Origin of the sequence: Paenibacillus sp. FSL H8-0537 (assembly GCF_038051995.1) — a bacterium.
Lineage (GTDB): Bacteria > Bacillota > Bacilli > Paenibacillales > Paenibacillaceae > Pristimantibacillus.
Window position 1 is genome coordinate 6,683,611 of sequence record NZ_CP150290.1, and the last position, 16,514, is coordinate 6,700,124.

Annotated in this window: 12 protein-coding genes; 5 read left to right on the plus strand and 7 right to left on the minus strand. The window is 52.3% G+C overall.

Translation table 11 applies throughout. From position 1 onward, the window contains the following. Positions 1-141: 141 nt before the first annotated feature. Together MHB80_RS28310 and MHB80_RS28315 are read right to left on the minus strand one after the other, a co-directional pair. The gene (locus tag MHB80_RS28310; protein WP_341280045.1) at positions 142-558 is read right to left on the minus strand and encodes a glycosyltransferase; all 417 of its coding nucleotides are present in this window, start codon (positions 556-558) and stop codon (positions 142-144) included. 138 nt (positions 559-696) lie between these two features. Further along, positions 697-1,344 (minus strand): hypothetical protein, encoded by a 648-nt coding sequence (locus MHB80_RS28315; RefSeq protein ID WP_341280046.1) that lies wholly within the window; start codon positions 1,342-1,344, stop codon positions 697-699. 92 nt (positions 1,345-1,436) lie between these two features. Here MHB80_RS28315 and MHB80_RS28320 point away from each other — a divergent pair, with 92 nt between their 5' ends. After that, the gene (locus MHB80_RS28320) at positions 1,437-2,411 is read left to right on the plus strand and encodes an aldo/keto reductase (protein WP_341280047.1); all 975 of its coding nucleotides are present in this window, start codon (positions 1,437-1,439) and stop codon (positions 2,409-2,411) included. Between the two features lie 141 nt (positions 2,412-2,552). Here MHB80_RS28320 and MHB80_RS28325 read toward each other — a convergent pair whose 3' ends face one another. Next, on the minus strand, positions 2,553-3,455 hold the full coding sequence (locus tag MHB80_RS28325) for a LysR family transcriptional regulator (protein ID WP_341283103.1): 903 nt from the start codon (positions 3,453-3,455) through the stop codon (positions 2,553-2,555). 223 nt (positions 3,456-3,678) lie between these two features. Here MHB80_RS28325 and MHB80_RS28330 point away from each other — a divergent pair, with 223 nt between their 5' ends. Further along, a complete protein-coding gene (locus MHB80_RS28330; protein ID WP_341280048.1) occupies positions 3,679-4,776 on the plus strand; it encodes a putative sulfate exporter family transporter in 1,098 nt (365 codons plus the stop codon). A 475-nt stretch (positions 4,777-5,251) separates the two neighbouring features. Here MHB80_RS28330 and MHB80_RS28335 read toward each other — a convergent pair whose 3' ends face one another. Beyond that, a complete protein-coding gene (locus MHB80_RS28335) occupies positions 5,252-7,225 on the minus strand; it encodes a translation factor GTPase family protein (RefSeq protein ID WP_341280049.1) in 1,974 nt (657 codons plus the stop codon). A 317-nt stretch (positions 7,226-7,542) separates the two neighbouring features. Between MHB80_RS28335 and MHB80_RS28340 the strand changes: the two genes are divergently transcribed. Next, positions 7,543-8,988, plus strand: coding sequence for an RICIN domain-containing protein (locus MHB80_RS28340; protein WP_341280050.1), 1,446 nt, complete (start codon positions 7,543-7,545; stop codon positions 8,986-8,988). A 121-nt stretch (positions 8,989-9,109) separates the two neighbouring features. Here MHB80_RS28340 and MHB80_RS28345 read toward each other — a convergent pair whose 3' ends face one another. The 3 genes from MHB80_RS28345 to map form a co-directional block, all read right to left on the minus strand. Next, a complete protein-coding gene (locus MHB80_RS28345) occupies positions 9,110-9,412 on the minus strand; it encodes a DUF5412 family protein (RefSeq protein ID WP_341280051.1) in 303 nt (100 codons plus the stop codon). Between the two features lie 498 nt (positions 9,413-9,910). Further along, positions 9,911-12,085, minus strand: coding sequence for a bifunctional 2',3'-cyclic-nucleotide 2'-phosphodiesterase/3'-nucleotidase (locus MHB80_RS28350; protein WP_341283104.1), 2,175 nt, complete (start codon positions 12,083-12,085; stop codon positions 9,911-9,913). A 332-nt stretch (positions 12,086-12,417) separates the two neighbouring features. Continuing rightward, positions 12,418-13,164, minus strand: coding sequence for a type I methionyl aminopeptidase (gene map, locus MHB80_RS28355; protein ID WP_341280052.1), 747 nt, complete (start codon positions 13,162-13,164; stop codon positions 12,418-12,420). A 275-nt stretch (positions 13,165-13,439) separates the two neighbouring features. Here map and MHB80_RS28360 point away from each other — a divergent pair, with 275 nt between their 5' ends. Together MHB80_RS28360 and MHB80_RS28365 are read left to right on the plus strand one after the other, a co-directional pair. Further along, positions 13,440-13,943 (plus strand): hypothetical protein, encoded by a 504-nt coding sequence (locus MHB80_RS28360; RefSeq protein WP_341280053.1) that lies wholly within the window; start codon positions 13,440-13,442, stop codon positions 13,941-13,943. Positions 13,944-14,186: 243 nt separating this feature from the next. After that, positions 14,187-16,472: an ATP-binding protein gene (locus MHB80_RS28365; RefSeq protein ID WP_341280054.1), complete on the plus strand. Its 2,286-nt coding sequence runs from the start codon at positions 14,187-14,189 to the stop codon at positions 16,470-16,472. The last annotated feature ends 42 nt before the right edge of the window (positions 16,473-16,514 follow it).

Consider the following 16,514-nt stretch of genomic DNA (forward strand, 5'->3'; position numbering starts at 1 on the left):
GCAAACGGCTTCCTTCTACGAGGCACATCGGGACAAACCTGTGCTATGCATAAATGACATCGCTCCAGTTAAAAATAACCCTCGCCTAATAAGGCGGGGGTTATTTGATGCGAATGAAGAACCATTCAGTTGTGCTATTTATTAGCATGCGGCACTCTCCGAAGCAAAATCCCATAGCGGGGAATGGGTAAAGCCTTCCTTAGCCCATACAACATAAAACGGAGAAGCACCCTGCAATCCCGCACTGACACTGCGGAAGCGGTCAGATACCTCCATGACGATCTTCTGCTCGCCCGAAGCATGATCTGCTCCTGCGGCAACTGCCGCATCATAACCAAAGCTGCTGGCGAAATGGATCGCACGTACCCGAATATCTGCTGCGCAAAAAACTCGAAGCATATCTGCTGAGCGATCCGTGCTGTTGTCATTTACAAAAATCAGTTCGTAATTCTCGCCAATGGGCGGAATAATTCGTTTTAGCCGCTTGTAGGTGTCGTAAAGCATTTGCTCATCATTATACACAGGAATGACTACGGAATAAGTGACTGGCTCACGCATAACAAGGTCCCCTTCCGGCTTCGAATGCTGTTTTAACAGCTTATCCTTCTACTATACATGATTTTTCTTAAGATTCCCTTAATTCTAACTGATCATTTTTCATAAATTTATGATGAATTTTGTCAGATTGTTCCTTATTCACCCAAACAAAGCAAACCAAGTTTCCACCGGCTTGAAATATAGATGACCATCGGGCCATGGCTGAAAATGCAAATCCATTCGCGATTCGTTCCAGTCCGCAGGCGTTCCACTTGTCTTTAGCTTGCGCGGCAGCACTGGCTCCTCCACGACAGCCGGAAATTCCTGATAGCCGAACAGCAAATTTTCGTGCAGCGCGATGATTTCATATTTGGGACCATGAAACGCGTGCTCCTCCTGCAGCTGGTAGTGGAAATAAATGTAGCTCGCCACCATCTCCGGCTTCAAATGCGCCACGCGCCCGACGCGCCGCTCCACCGCTGCCTTGCGCCGCCAATGCTCTGGGCTTGCTGGCGCATTGAAATGAAAAACATCAATCATCGGAATCCATAAGCGCTTCTCGGCCTGTCCGGGCCATGGCTCCAAGTAACTGCCGAGCTCACGCATGAGCTCCTCGGGCGCTGGCGGTTCATCCATTAGGCTTTCTACGTATAAAAAAAGATTCCGCTCCCATTTAAACAAGGCCGCTGTCATGAATTTTCCTTCCTCAATCCAAGGAAGCAGTTGCTCTCTCAAGCGCTCCACAGAAGCAAACGCTTTCATTTCTTCATCTGCAAGCAGCTGCGCCCGCGCTATCACTCTTTCCATCGTCGTCCCTCGCTATCTTATGCTATATTAAATGCCAAGCATGCTTATGCCTAATTGCACTAATTAAACGTTGAACGGAGTGACTTTAGCTTATGAAATATAAACGTCTCGGCAATAGTGGACTAAAAGTATCCTCTCTCGGCCTCGGTACCAATTCCTTCGGCTCGCGGGCGGATAAGCAAAGCTCTATCTCTATTATACATGCTGCGCTTGGCAGCGGGATAAACTTTCTGGATACTGCCAATATTTACTCGGGCACCGCATCCGAAACCATTATCGGCGAGGCGCTTAAAGGACGAAGGCATGAGGCCGTAATCGCCACTAAGGCCGGTCTGCCTAGCGGCCAAGGCGCGAATGAACGCGGCTCGTCCCGCTATCATTTGAGCCTTGAGCTGGAGCAGAGCTTGCGGCGGCTGCAGACGGATTATGTGGATTTATACCAAATCCACACCTTTGATCCGGAGACGCCGCTGGAAGAAACGCTGCGGGCGCTCGATGATATGGTGCGCGCCGGCAAAGTCCGCTACATCGGCGCATCGAACTACGCGGCCTGGGAGCTGATGAAGGCGCTCGGCATCAGCGACCGCCTGGGCCTGAATCGCTATGTGTCGATTCAGACCAGCTATTCGCTCGCCGACCGGACGCCGGAGCGCGACATTACGCCGCTATGCCTCGACCAGGGCGTCGGCATTATCCCTTATTTTCCGCTAGCCGGCGGCCTGCTGACCGGAAAATACAGCGAGCAGCAGAGCGCACCGCAAGGGTCGCGGCTGGACAAAAACCCGGACTTCGCCCGCTTCTTCACGGGCGAAGGCTTCACGCTCAGCCGCAAGGTCGGCGAGCTTGCGGCTGAGGCGGGCTGCACGCCGGCTGTGCTTGCCCTGCACTGGCTGATGCAGCAGCCAGCCGTGGCAAGCGTTATCGTCGGCGCGACGAGCGCAGCGCAGCTGGAGGCCAATCTGGCTTCAGCCAGCCTGCAGCCGGAACCGGCCATTCTGGAGCAGCTGGATGAAATCAGCCTGCGCTTTAAATATGGAGAGCCATTCGCGCTTTACAGGCTGAGCTAGCCTGCGAGCTAGGAGGAACGGAAAACGCCATAGCATGCCCTTGAGGCAGCACAGCTGGTTATGAGCCGGGAGACAGGGGCTATTTTTCATAAGAAGCTGTTGCTCTGTATGCAGCTCTATCGCTGCTATATCGGAAAAACCTTAAATCGGCTGCTGCGGCATGCCTTCACGGGTGCGCACCATTTCAATGAACAGCTCCGCTGCTTTCGTATGAAAAGCATCGCGCTGCGTAATAATCGAAAAATCACGCTGAACAGGCTGGCCATCGATGGTCAGCCTGTTCAGCGTCCCTAGCGTAATTTCTTTGCGTACAGCCCACTCCGATAGCAGCGAAATACCGAGCCCCGCTTCAACGGACTCTTTAATAATTTGCGTGCTGCCAAACGCCATAGGGTTCATCGGCCTAATATCGTATTGCTCGAACATTTTTTCCATTGCCGTCCGCGTTCCCGAGCCTTCCTCTCGCACAATCCAGTGCTCGCCTCGCAGCGCCTCAGCCTCTATATCCTGCCGCTCCGCATAACGATGCCCAGCGCCAACCACGACATACATAGCATCTTGGGCAAAAGGCTCGCATTGCAGCTTGTCCTGCTCCGGCAGCGCTCCCTCTACAATTCCAATATCCAGCTGGCGGGCTGCAACGAGCGCTGCGATGTCCTTCGTATTGCCTATAGTAATCGTTGGTGTAATAAGCGGGTACCGCGCCCTTAGACACGCAATCATATGCGGCAGCACATACTCCCCAAAAGTGAAGCTTGCACCAATCGACAGCGCGCCGCTTGCCGTGTGAAGCAGGTCATCCAGCAGGCTCTGCATTTTCGCATGCAATCCGCTGATTTCCTTCGCATGGCGATACACAATGTCCCCCGCTTTATTCAACCGGACGTACTTGTTGCTGCGATCCAATAGCTTGGAGCCCAAAGCCGCCTCCAGTGATTGAATATGCTGACTGACCGCCGGCTGCGTCATATGCAGCGCTTCCGCTGCGCGAGTGAAGCTTCGCTCCTCGGCAACAGCTATAAAAACGAGCAGGGATTGATCCATCATTCAAACATGCTCCTCTCTCTCTCTTCATTTGCTGTCTATTCATGAGATTATCATAAGTATTTAGTTATGATTATAATCATAACAATTTATTTTTCTTATCGTTAGCTATCCCTTATGCTTAATTTATAAATCAGGCAGGAAGCATGCGCCCGTTATTTGACGGCATTGGCAGTAGAAGCAGCGGGCTTTTCGCTTACAGGATGAGGATGAGGTGTCAGCTATGAAAGCAGAAATAAACCCGATGATGATGACGCAGTCCTCCTCGAAAAAGACGGAGCCTCAGGGATCGTTATGCAGGCATGCAAAGGGGCATACTGCGGCTTGGCTGGGCGGGGTAGCGCTGACCGGTGCTTTTGCCTCCACAGCCTATGCACTCGCCATGCTTCCCGGCTTCAACCGCATGGGCCCGATGGCGATTGCCTTGATCGCTGCTTTGTTTTTTCGCCAGTTCGCTGGATATCCAGCTTTTCTCCGCCCTGGCATTCATTTTTCCTCCAAGCAGCTGCTGCGGCTTGCAATCATATTGTTTGGACTCAAGCTGAATATGATGGTGCTGCTGGAGCAGGGGGCCGGCTTGCTGCTTCAAGCCGCCGCCACCATCCTCTTCTCCGTCCTCTTCACGCTGCTGCTCGCCCACAAGCTCAAAGCCGATATGCCGCTGTCGCTCTTGCTCGGCATCGGTACAGGCATCTGCGGCGCGGCAGCCATTGCGGCTGTATCGCCGATTCTCAAAGCTCGCGGCGAGGATACCGCCGCAAGCGTCGGACTCGTTGCGCTGGTCGGCACGATCGCCGCGCTCGCTTACACTGCCCTCCTGCCGCTGCTGCCGCTAACCGCGGAGCAATATGGCATTTGGGCAGGCATCAGCCTGCATGAAATCGCTCATGTGGCGCTTGCCGCAGAGCCTGCCGGACAGGATGCGGTTGCTCTGGCGCTGCTAGCAAAGCTGAGCCGCGTGTTTTTGCTCGTACCCGTCAGCTTTATACTGATGGCAATCATGAATCGCCGCCACCGCGAGATGGCAGCGAGTCCTCAAGAAATGAAGACCCGGCCTGAATTTCCATGGTTTTTGCTCGGCTTCATCGCCCTTAGTTTATTCGGGAGCATGACTGCTGGAACTCCGCTGGAACTGCCCGCTCGCGCCTTAAGCAGCATGTCCACGATTACAACCATCCTGTTGACAATGGCGATGGTTGGGCTAGGGCTGAACGTTAATCTGAGAGAGCTGCGCTCCCGGGCGCTTCGCCCGCTGCTCGCCATGACCATAACGTCGGTTCTGCTGTCGGTATTGTCCTTGCTGCTCATTATGTGGCGCTAGGGTGCGTATGCAAACTTGAGTCGGCATGCTGCGCCTCGCTTTGCGCATTTTTAGGCCGATCTCATCTGACGCTGCATGGTTCAGGAACTATAGCCTGCGAATGTTGCTGTGACCGACCACACCTAACTTGCTCGCCACTTGCCCGCAACTTGTACACAACTTGGACTGCTCGCTCTTATGTTGGAATGTTGGAGGACTGTGGTTCCGCTATTCTGGCTGTTGATCCGTTTTTGGGCCGTAGGCGGACAGGAAATCCGCTATTGCCCTCTTCAACCCAGCAAATTGGCCATTTTCAGCGCATTAGAGGCTCCTGAGTCCGCGGCCTGACCCCAAACCCGTGATCCTATCGAAATAGCGCCTGCTGTGTCCACCAAGGCGTTCCTAGTAAAGAAAACAAAACACTGAAACGAAGAGCATGAGGCTGAACAGCTCCAGCCTAACTAGCTAATCTAGGCGTATATAGCGCATCGCGCATCTAGCTTTGCAGAGCTTTCCGCACGCTCAAAATATATTTCGACTGCTCCAGCGGATTGACACCGCGCCGCTGGCGCTCAGCTTTCACATCAAGCGGGCAAGGCTCATAGCCAGCGAAAAAGGTGGCGATCGTGCCGCGACCTTTCGTCAGCGAGCTGAGCTCCACCGCGTATTCCAGCGAGGTCGCTGCGGGAATGCGCCCTTCAATAATCATCCTGTCGCCATGCAGCACAGGCGCACCGAATGTGCCGCGCATCAGCGACAGGTCGTTCATTACTCGGCCCCCCGCCTCCTCGGGTACGACGATGCGGAACTGAAGCATCGGCTCCAGCAGCCTTGTGCCCACAGACGCGAGCCCATTCATAATGCCCATTGGCGTCGCTACCGCAAAATCCAGCGGATGCGTATGCCACACATGATGCTGCCCTTCAATGAGCGTCACTTTAAGGTCAACGACCTCCCAGCCATTCAGCCCTTGCTCCAGCGCCTCCGGCACGCGCCGCGCCACCTCGCTTTGGTATTGCGGCAGCAAATCCTCGGAGCGCACCACCGAAGCATATTGCAGCCCGCTCCCCCGCTCGCCCGGCTCCATGCGAAACCGTAATACCGCCCAGCAGGGCTTGGGCATTAAATAGGAAATATACCCTTCGCCCACTTCCTCTAGTGTCTCCTTATAAATAACCGACGGCTGGCCGAAGCGCACTGCAAGTCCATACCGCTGCTCAATAACACTCGTCAGTATTTCCAGCTGTATCGGGCCCATTACCTTCACATGCAGCTCCCGCTCATCCTGCAGCCACTGCACATTCAGCAGCGGGTCCTCATCGGACAGCTCCGTAAGCGCCTGTACCATTGCGGGATAATGCTGGGCATCGCCCCAATGGGCTTGAACGGTCAGCAGCGGCACAGCGAGCCTTGCCTCCTCGGGAACGGCATCCGGGCTGCCGATAATATCGCCAATCCGCACATGGGACATGCCGCAAACGGCTGCGATGCCGCCAGCCGCCAGCTCTCCGGCATCCTCGGAGCGGAATCCGTCCATTTTGCGGATTTGCGTCACCTTCTCATCCATTTGCTGCGTGAAATTGCGCACGACATCACGATTGCGGATTTTCCCTTGATACAGCCGGATGTAAGCCATCCTGCCCATCACCTTGTCGCGCTCAATCTTAAACACTATGCCCGAAGGCGGCGCCTGTGCCTCGCCGCCCGGCGCAGGCAAATACTCGATCATCGCGTCCAGCAGTGCTTGCACGCCAATGCCTTTGCTCGATGCGCCGTATAGCACCGGATGCACCTCTGCCCGGCGCGCCTTCGCGGCGGCTTCCGCCCGCCACTGCGCCAGCGGCACTTCCTCGCCGCTGACATACCGCTCCAGCAGGCGCTCGTCCCGCTCCGCCATCGCCTCAAGCAGCGCCGTGCGCGCACCTTCATCCGCGCCCTCCGCCCACAAATCCTCCGCGCCAGCGAACTGCTCGCTGCCAAGCGGACGCTGCACCGCGAGCAGATCCGCCGTCAAATAGCTGCGGATATCGGCAAGCACCGCTTCGGAATCGGCGCCGACGCGGTCCATTTTATTAATATAAATCAGCGTTGGGATTCGCAACTTGCGCAGAGCATTCCAAATCAGCTCCGTCTGCGCCTGCACGCCTTCCACTGCGGATACGATCAGAACAGCGCCATCCATCACCCGCAACGCGCGCTCCACCTCTGAGAGAAAATCGACATGTCCTGGCGTATCGACCAGCTGCACATGCGTACCCTGCCACTCCAATGCGGTCATTGACGCCCGAACTGAAATGCCCCTTGCCCGCTCTACCTCCATGGAATCCGTTATCGTCGTTCCTGTATCGACACTGCCGAGTGTCCGAGTGCGCCCGCTGACATAAAGCATATGCTCGGTCGTCGTCGTTTTGCCAGCATCAACATGTGCGAAAATCCCGACATTGCGCCAATTCACGCGGTTGTTTCCCATCCTTCTGCTCCCCTGTCCGCCTTGCTCATCGCCGTACCGCATGGCGGCTTTATTTTGCTTTTAGCGTACCGCGGTAGCGGATTCACGTCAAATGCTGCGGCACCCTCCACCTACCGTTTCCCCACCAAAAAAAGTAAAAATAATAGGATGCTTTTCCCTCTCTATCGTTGTACAATCTTATTTGCAAGCGCTTACTTTTTTGCCACTCCTCTATCCACATGACCCGAGCAAAGCCTAGGCCAGGCTCCGATCAGCCAAGCGGTCCATGCTTACGCCGATGCTTGCGATGCCCTCATCAAATTCCAAGGAGGTTTTTTATGATGAAAAGCAAGTCCCGGCTTTTGCTCGCGTATGTGCTCACCGTTACTCTGGCCCTCAGTCTGATGACCGTCCCTGCGTCCGCTGCTCCTGTCACGTTCGACAATGGCGTCCAGTACAAAGACACCGCTGGCAACCCGATTCAAGCCCACGGGGGCGGCATTCTCAAATCAGGCAGCTATTATTACTGGTTTGGCGAAAATCGCGATGGCGTCAATTACGTTTCCGTCTATCGCTCAGCGGATCTGAAAAACTGGGAGTTCCGAGCCCATGTCCTCAGCAAAACCTCATCGCCCGAGCTGGCAACCGCCAACATTGAGCGCCCCAAAGTCATTTATAACGCGGCTACGAATAAATATGTGATGTGGATGCACAAGGAGAACGGCGTAGACTACGGCGATGCGCAGGTCGCTGTTGCATATGCCACCAACATTGAAGGCCCCTATACGTATCAGGGCAGCTTTCGTCCGCTAGGCTACGATTCCCGTGATATGACCGTCTACAACGACAATGGCACGGCTTATCTCATCTCTGCCACCCGCGTCAACGCCGATTTAAATATTTATCGCCTGACCTCCGACTTCCTTGGCATCGACTCGCTCGTCTCTACACTGTGGGTCGGTCAATACCGTGAAGCGCCTGCCATGTTCAAGCGGGGCAGCACCTACTTCCTCGTCACCTCCGGGGCGACTGGCTGGGCGCCAAACCAAGCGAAATATGCGACAGCCAGCAGCATTTCCGGCACATGGAGCGGCCTGTCGAATGTGGGCAATGGCAACACCTATAATTCACAATCTACGTATGTACTGCCGGTCGAAGGCTCGACTACTACTTCGTTTCTGTACATGGGCGACCGCTGGGCCGGGGCTTGGGGCGGAGCGGTCAACACCTCGGAATATGTGTGGCTGCCGATAACCTTCCCTTCATCCACCACCATGACGCTAGACTGGGCTGACCAGCTTACGATTGACACGGCAACGGGCACCATCACCGGCACTGTGGCACCACCTGTCAATACGACGTCCTGGTATAAAATCACTAACCGCGCCAGCAGCAAGCTCCTTGGCGTCACCAGCGGGGGTACGACGGACGGCGTGCAGATCGAGCAATACACCGATGGCGGCTGGACGAGCCAGCATTGGCAGTTTACCGACGTAGGCGGTCGCTACTATACGATCAAAAACCGCAACAGCGGCAAAGTCATGGACATTACCAGCAGCTCGGTCGCAGACGGCGCAACTGTCATTCAATATACGAGCAACGGCGGGCTCAATCAGCAATTCCGCATTCTCAGTGCCGGAAGCGGCTATTTCAAAATCATGAACGTCAAAAGCCGCAAAGTGCTTTATATTACGGGAGGCTCCTCCGACAACGGTGCCGACGCCATCCAGTGGACGGACGATAACAACACGAATAAGCATTTTTCCTTCACGACGACGAGCTAGCCTGATTTTGCCGCCATAATATTCGCTTCAAAGCAAACAGATGACCCTGCCTGCGCAGAGTCATCTGTTTTTCATAGATTAGGACACATCCCACATTCCCTATTCGCCTTCAATTCTGTATTCATCCTTGCGGAGGCATCGTTTTATTTACATGCGAGGTATCGCGGAAATCAAAAACCTCATTTTTCGAAATATCCAACGTTTCTCTTCCAATCTTCACCACGCCACTGTGAGCCCACTGAATCGCCGGACTGCGGTCATAATCATTAAAGTAGATCGTCTTGCTCTTCCCGCTCTCCATATCCACAACTTCAGCTCGTGCTGTTCTATAAAAAAGCCCATTATAGTGATAAGTCCGAATTATATATTGACCATCTGGAGAGACGACAGCGCTTGGAACAATAGGATAAAAACCAATAAACAAATAGCCGTGGCAACAGTCACCGCCAGCATTAGATATAAAAGTAAATCATACATTTTTTCACTCATGTAGCAGCATCCTTTCTATGACGTTCGACACCAGCAAATACAAGCACAAGGGCTGGATGCGCGCGGATGATCTCTCTCTTTTCTTGGCGGACTGGCATTCCGCTATTTTAGCTTTTCGAGCAATTTCAACAGGTGAGCGGACAGGAAATCCGCTATTCCCTTGATCATGGCGTCAAAACAGGGATTTGAGAACCAATAGCGACGCCTGAGTCCGCAAACACCTCCAAACCCCGCGGTTTAGACAAAATAACGTCATCTGTGTCCCCCAGACCAGACTCCACCTTGATCAGACTTCCCTCCTACAATTAAATAACACCCTTCGAGCATTCATCCAAACAGCCGTGGAAACCCGGGGGGCCGCAAAGACGAATTTCGAAAGGGTGTTGTCTTTTCTCAAATGGCTAGCCTCCAAGCATGGAAGGCTCCGCTCTTCCTATTTCGCTGCCGGAATCAAAATCTTCTGGCCAATAGATAGGCGATTCGGATTCGCCAGCTTATTATAGGCCGCAAGCTTCTGCCATGTGGTGCCGTGATTTAATGCAATGCGATACAGCGTGTCGCCGCTTTTCACAATATACACCGTATCCTGCGTTGTACCCGTTGCCGGCTTGGCAGGCGTCGTCGGAACAGGCGTAGGCGGTGTCGTTGGCGTGGTCGGCTTCGTTGGCGTTGTTGGTCTCGTCGGAGTTGTTGGCGTGGTCGCACCTGCGGACAAATTAATTTTGAACTCCGCATAGCCGTCATCGGTTTCGCCTACATACGACAAAGCGTCAAGCGAATCCGCGAGCGTCTTGGCAGCGGGCGACGTTTTGAACGAAACGTTGACGTCCGCTTTGATCGCCGCTAGCGACCAGTTGCCGTCAGCGGCAGGGTCAATCGTCTTGTTCGAGCGAATATAGTCGATGACAACCTGACGGTTCTCATCTGGTGAAGCCAAAACGATCCGTTTGCCATCCGGATTCGCGAACTTGCTCGACGAGGCGCGGTAATTATTCGACGCTACGATAAATTTTTGCTTCGGATCAATCGCTTTGCCACCAAATTGCAGATTGACGATACGGCTCGATTTTTCACTTACCGTTGTTCCCTTTGCATCATATTTAGCTGGCTGGGTCACATCGATTTGATACGTTACGCCGTCGATGACGTCAAAGTTGTAGGTCGGGAAATCCAGATTGACCAGCTCCTGCTTATCTGTCGACAATGCATCAATCTGGTTGAATTGCCCAGCGGACCATTCTAGCCATTCCTTCAGCTCGGCACCTGTTACTAATACAGCGTTAACGGTGTTGGAGTACAAGTACAGGTCGGCTACGTTTTTAATCGCAATATCGCCAGCCGCAATATCCGTGTAATAGTTCGGTCCTTGGCGTCCGCCTGCCTTGAACGGCGCACCTGCGGACAATACCGGTATGCCCTCGTATTCCGTCCCTTGCATTTGCTTTTCTACATACCATTTTTGCGCGTTCGTTACAATTTGGATCGAAGGATCATCCTGCACGAGCGCAAACCAGCTGTTGATTGGCGCCGTCGTCTTGCCTACCGGGCCGCGAATATAGTCCAGCGTATGCTCATGGTCTTCTTCTACGGCTTCCAGCACCTCTTGATCCGCTTCTACAAGCGGCTGCTTGTTCACTGCATCAAAGATAGGCTTAACCTCAATCTTGGAGTCCACAACCGCCCATTTGCCGTCTGTCAGCTTCAAATCAAGGTCAATAATGCCGAGATTATTGCCCCAGAAGCCTGGCTCAACCGAAGGCACGCCGTTAATCGTCCCTTTTTCCAAATCTACGCCCGGCTTGCCCTCGAACGACTTGTCCGGGAACACCTTGTGGGCGTGGCCGAACAAAATCGCATTAATATCCTTGACCTTGCTGAGATACAGCACGGAGTTTTCCATATTTTCAGCCTGCGGAATATCCTCAAAGCCTGAATGCGGAATCGCAACAATGATATCGGCACCCTTCGCCTTCATCTCGGGAACGAACTTCTCCGCCGTTTTGATGATATCCTTGGCAATCACCTTGCCTTCGAGATTCGCCTTATCCCACTGCATAACCTGCGGCGGTACGAAGCCTATGACGCCTACTTTAAGCTTATGTGTTGCGCCGCTCTCATCCTTCACTTCCTTGTCTAAAATCAAATAAGGCGTGAACAGATTTTTATCATTCGATTCGTCTTTATCTTTGTCATCCACATAGATGTTCGCATTAACGTAAGGGAAATCTGCCCCCGCCAGCGATTTATTCAGAAAATCCAGCCCATAGTTGAACTCGTGGTTGCCCAAATTCCCGGCGTCGTAATCAAGCAGGTTCATCGCCTTGTACACCGGATGCGTCTCGCCCTGCTTCAGCGGGTTAATAACCGCCGTGTAGTCGCCAAGCGGGTTGCCCTGAATCAAATCGCCATTGTCAAAAAGCAAGCTGTTCGTCGCCGCTTCGCGCGCCTGCTTGATGAGCGTCGCTGTCTTGGCAAAGCCATACTCATCGGTCGGCTTGTCCGCAAAATAATCATAGTTCACCATGTTCACATGCAGATCGGTCGTTTCCATAATACGCAGCTTCACTGTGCTGCTGTTCTCCGATGCCGCTGTTGCCGTAAAGGGCATTGCCACCAAACCAACAGTAACCGCAATAGATAAAGCACTTCTCCATACGACTGACGATCTCAACAAATGAATACCCTCCCCAAAATGACTGAATTCATGTAATGATCGCGTTATGTAGGTGGAGCTTTTGGATGATCATTCCCATCATTCTATTTATTTTAGATGAATTATCCAATTTTGTCATGCCTAGCGTAAACAGCTGTCGCCATCCTCCGGCGGCAAAGCTAACGTTTCGCGTTGAAATATAAGCGATTTATAAGGGTGAAACTTAAAAATGCTTATATTAAAAAAAGAGGGATTTCTCCCTCTTCGCGTTATATACGTGTAATATTTTATTGTTGGGTCAAAATAAGCGGGCCATCCTTCGTGATCGCAATCGTATGCTCATACTGGGCAGACAGTCTTCCATCCCGCGTCCGCGCGGTCCATCCATCGGAATCCAGCTTGCTGAAATAAGTGCCCGCGTTCAGCATCGGCTCAATTGTGAACACCATGCCCTCTTTAATTCTAGGCCCTTTATCCGGCGGGCCATAGTGAGGCACCTGTGGATCCTCATGCATGTCCTTCCCAATACCATGGCCGATAAAATCGCGCACGACCGAGAAGCCTTCCGCCTCCGCATACGACTGAATCGCGTGAGATACATCGCCAATCCGCTTGCCGATTAGCGCTTGCTCTATGCCAAGATACAGCGATTTTTCCGTTACCGCCAGCAAATGCTTTGCTTCATCGGTTACTTCCCCAACCGCATAGGACCATGCCGAATCGGCAAGCCAGCCGTTCAGGTTGACGACCATGTCGATGGTCACGATATCGCCTTCTTTGAGCTTTTCCTTCTTCGGAAAGCCGTGGCAAATAATATCGTTCGTGGAGGCACAGGTCGCATATTGATAGCCGTTATAGCCTTTTTGCTCCGGCGTTGCGCCGTTTTGCTTCATAAATTTTTCCGCAAACTGGTCGATTTCATTCGTTGTGATGCCGGGCTGAATGAGCTTGGCAATTTGCCTGTGGCATTCCGCCAATATTTTACCCGCCTCATGCATGCGGTTGATTTCCGCCTCGGTCTTAATAATGATCATTTCCGTTCCTTCTTTCCATCAAATTAACCCGGCTTCGTCCCAAGACTTCGCCAGAAGCTCCGCTAGAAGCCGTATGCCTATGCCCATCGTAGCATATTATGATAAATATGCGAACATGGGCTGGGCCATGACGCTGCTTTTTCGCTTGCTTCCTAGACTTTAGTCTAGTCCGCTGCTTTACCTCTAGCATGACGACATACTGCGGGGGGCTGTGCTATGCTATTGTAGCTAAGAAAAACAACGGATAAATAAACAAAAGAGGAGAGATAAGAAAAATGTTAAAGCGCTCGATTATCGGCCCCGCCCTTATGCTGATTGGTGTATTTCTTTACTTCAACCAAGGCCAGTCATTTGGAGCAGGCGCTGTGTTCGCGAATTTTTGGGCCAGCATGTTCATCATTCCGCTAGGACTGTTTTTTCACTGGCTGTATTTTGGCGTGACAGGCGGCAAAGGGGTCGGCCTGCTCATCCCGGGGGGCATTTTGTTCACCGTTGGGCTCGTCTGCCAGCTCTCCACGTTATTCTCGGCGTGGCATATTCTGTGGCCAGGCTTCATTCTGGCGGTAGCTGTCGGCTTGTTTGAATTTTATTGGTTCGGCAGCCGCAATAAGTGGCTGCTTATCCCGATTAACATTTTAGCCGTCCTGTCGCTGCTTTTCTTCGGCGTCTTCTCGCTGAGCGCCGCCTCCGGACAACTTGCCACCGTGCAGCCGCTGCTTGCCATTGCTCTTATTATTGTAGGAGCCTTCGCGATGCTGTCGCGCAAGAAAGAGCAATAATCGCATAGGCCAGAGCCTCCGGCTCCGCTTGAAGGGATCGTCCTTCTATAGCGGAGCCGGTTTTTTTATGCCTGATGCTCCCGTTTGTCACTCATCGACACCAATATAGAGCATATATAACTATTTTCCAAATTAATATTAAGCAGTAAAATAGTCTCTATCTCCTCTCATTAACAAGGAATTTGCCTTTAAGATGTCAAATAATACAGAAGCATCCGCGACCATGGCCAGGAGGAATAGGATTTGTCGATCAGAGCGAAGCTCGTTTGCCTCATATCGGTTACCGTTACCGTGATTTTGCTACTCAATATTACGATCTACTATATGTCTTCCAAGGATGAGCTGCAACGGAACGCAGAGCAGCAAATGCGCTTTATTGGCAATCAGATAGCCGTCTCCATCGCCTCTGCCGAGCAGAACAGCCAGTTGACAGAGGACGCGCTGGGGGAGCGTCTGCGCGCCGTTGCGATTGCCATACAAAGCAAGCTCGATCCCGATATTAAAAAGGTCCGCAACAGCGAGCTCCTCCAGCTGAGCAAGGAGCTGGGCGTTGATCACATTACGCTGTGGATCAAGACGAAAGACGATATTTTATCAGTCCGCTCGACAAACCCCGATGAGCTCTATATGAGCCCGAAAACCTGGAACTACTGGTATACCGCCTTTACCCAGCTATTCGAGCAGCATAAGGTTACGATTCCCGAAGGACAGAAGCTGGAGAATTTTTGGGCGGGACCGATCAACTTTGGCACCTCCGACCCCGATAAAGTGTTTAAATGGGGCAACTATTATGACGGTACGACCAACTATATGATTAATCCTTATATTCATGCGCAAACTTTTTTGGACAGCAAAAAGAAATATGGTGCGGATGCCATCGTGGCTCAAATTATGCGTGATAAAAATAATATTCTCGAAGTGACTGGCTTCGACCCTGCCTACTTCGGCAAGGCACCTGCTGTCAGCATTAAAAATGGAACCGTTGTCTATAATCTCGATGTTCGCAACATTATTTTTGGCCAATATTATTATAAGGACTCGGTTAATGACCACCTAAATACACTGAAAGCAATTGAGAAAAACGAAATCGTTACCATTGAAAGCAAGCTGAACAGCAAGCAGGTCATCAAGAGCTTTATTCCCGTTCATGGACCCAAGCCGTACGTTATTAGCATTACCTTCAACAACTCCGCTCTGCAGCAAACGCTGATGCGCCAGGTTTTGACGCAAGGCGCAATATCTCTTGGCCTGATTTTGGCGACGGTGCTGTGCAGCTACTTCATTTCCGGCTTTATGGTGCGCTCGCTTAATCAAATCGTCTGCAAGGTCAATGAAATTTCCAATGGCAACTTCGGCGCCCGCATTTCCTTAAAAAGCAATGATGAATTCGGTGTATTGGCTGATCGCGTAAATGCCATGGGGCAAAATCTTCATACGTATATGAACCGGCTGACCGAATCGGCGGAAGAGCTGCGGCAGACGAAGCAGTATTTGGAATCGTTCGTCAATCATACCTCTGATGCGATTCATGTCTCCAACCTGCACGGCTCTGTCATTCAGATGAATAAAGCGTTTGAGAAAATGTATGGCTGGACGGAGGAGGAGCTGCTTGGCCAACCGCTGGACAACATGCCGCCTGAGCTTGCGATGGAGGGCACCTTTATGCTCGAGTTCATCCAGCAAGGCGGCTCCGTCGCTGATTACGATACGATGCGCTATGACAAAAGCGGCAGGCTGCTCGATGTGAGCATTACCGTCTCTTCGATCCGCGATGAGCAGGAGCAGATTATTGCGATTGCGACGATTTCGCGGAACATTACAGCGCGCAAGCAAACGGAAGAGGTGCTGCGACGCTCGGAGAAGCTGTCCGTCGTCGGGCAGCTGGCGGCTGGCGTCGCCCATGAGGTGCGCAATCCGCTAACGACGCTGCGCGGGTTTGTCCAGCTGCTGAAGAAAAATGGCCAGCTGGCGCCCGCCTACATCGATGTTATGCTGTCTGAGCTGGACCGGATTAATTTTATCGTCAGCGAATTTCTTGTGTTTGCGAAGCCGCAGGCGAGCCGCTTCCAGCGTGCCAACATTCATGAAATTATGCGCGGCATCATTATGCTGCTCGATTCCGAGGCGAATATTAGCAATGTCCAGTTTACAACCCGTTTTGATAATGAAATACCCGAATTGAAATGCGAGGTTAATCAGCTAAAGCAAGTATTCGTCAATATTATTAAAAATGGGATTGAAGCGATGCCGGAAGGCGGCGAGCTCGACATTGACCTGTCCTACACGCCAACTACCGGCATTATTATCCGTATTACCGACCATGGCTTCGGCATTACCGAGGACAATCTGTCACGGCTCGGCGAGCCTTTTTTCACAACGAAGCAGGAAGGCAACGGGCTTGGCCTGATGGTGTGTTATCAAATTATTGCCAATCATCGCGGCACGATGTCCTTCCAAAGCAAGAAAGGCATTGGCACGCAGGTGGAAATTCGGCTGCCTGTCATACAGGACGTACCGCCGACCGGATAGCTGGCGGCGACTCACAAGCGCAAGGGAAAGCAAGTGCAAGCT

Bases quoted from the DNA above. Each gene is read 5' to 3' on its own strand.
- MHB80_RS28310 (WP_341280045.1), bottom strand. From the start codon at position 558: ATGCGTGAGCCAGTCACTTATTCCGTAGTCATTCCTGTGTATAATGAT.
- MHB80_RS28315 (WP_341280046.1), bottom strand. From the start codon at position 1,344: ATGGAAAGAGTGATAGCGCGGGCGCAGCTGCTTGCAGATGAAGAAATG.
- MHB80_RS28320 (WP_341280047.1), top strand. From the start codon at position 1,437: ATGAAATATAAACGTCTCGGCAATAGTGGACTAAAAGTATCCTCTCTC.
- MHB80_RS28325 (WP_341283103.1), bottom strand. From the start codon at position 3,455: ATGGATCAATCCCTGCTCGTTTTTATAGCTGTTGCCGAGGAGCGAAGC.
- MHB80_RS28330 (WP_341280048.1), top strand. From the start codon at position 3,679: ATGAAAGCAGAAATAAACCCGATGATGATGACGCAGTCCTCCTCGAAA.
- MHB80_RS28335 (WP_341280049.1), bottom strand. From the start codon at position 7,225: ATGGGAAACAACCGCGTGAATTGGCGCAATGTCGGGATTTTCGCACAT.
- MHB80_RS28340 (WP_341280050.1), top strand. From the start codon at position 7,543: ATGATGAAAAGCAAGTCCCGGCTTTTGCTCGCGTATGTGCTCACCGTT.
- MHB80_RS28350 (WP_341283104.1), bottom strand. From the start codon at position 12,085: ATGCCCTTTACGGCAACAGCGGCATCGGAGAACAGCAGCACAGTGAAG.
- map (WP_341280052.1), bottom strand. From the start codon at position 13,164: ATGATCATTATTAAGACCGAGGCGGAAATCAACCGCATGCATGAGGCG.
- MHB80_RS28360 (WP_341280053.1), top strand. From the start codon at position 13,440: ATGTTAAAGCGCTCGATTATCGGCCCCGCCCTTATGCTGATTGGTGTA.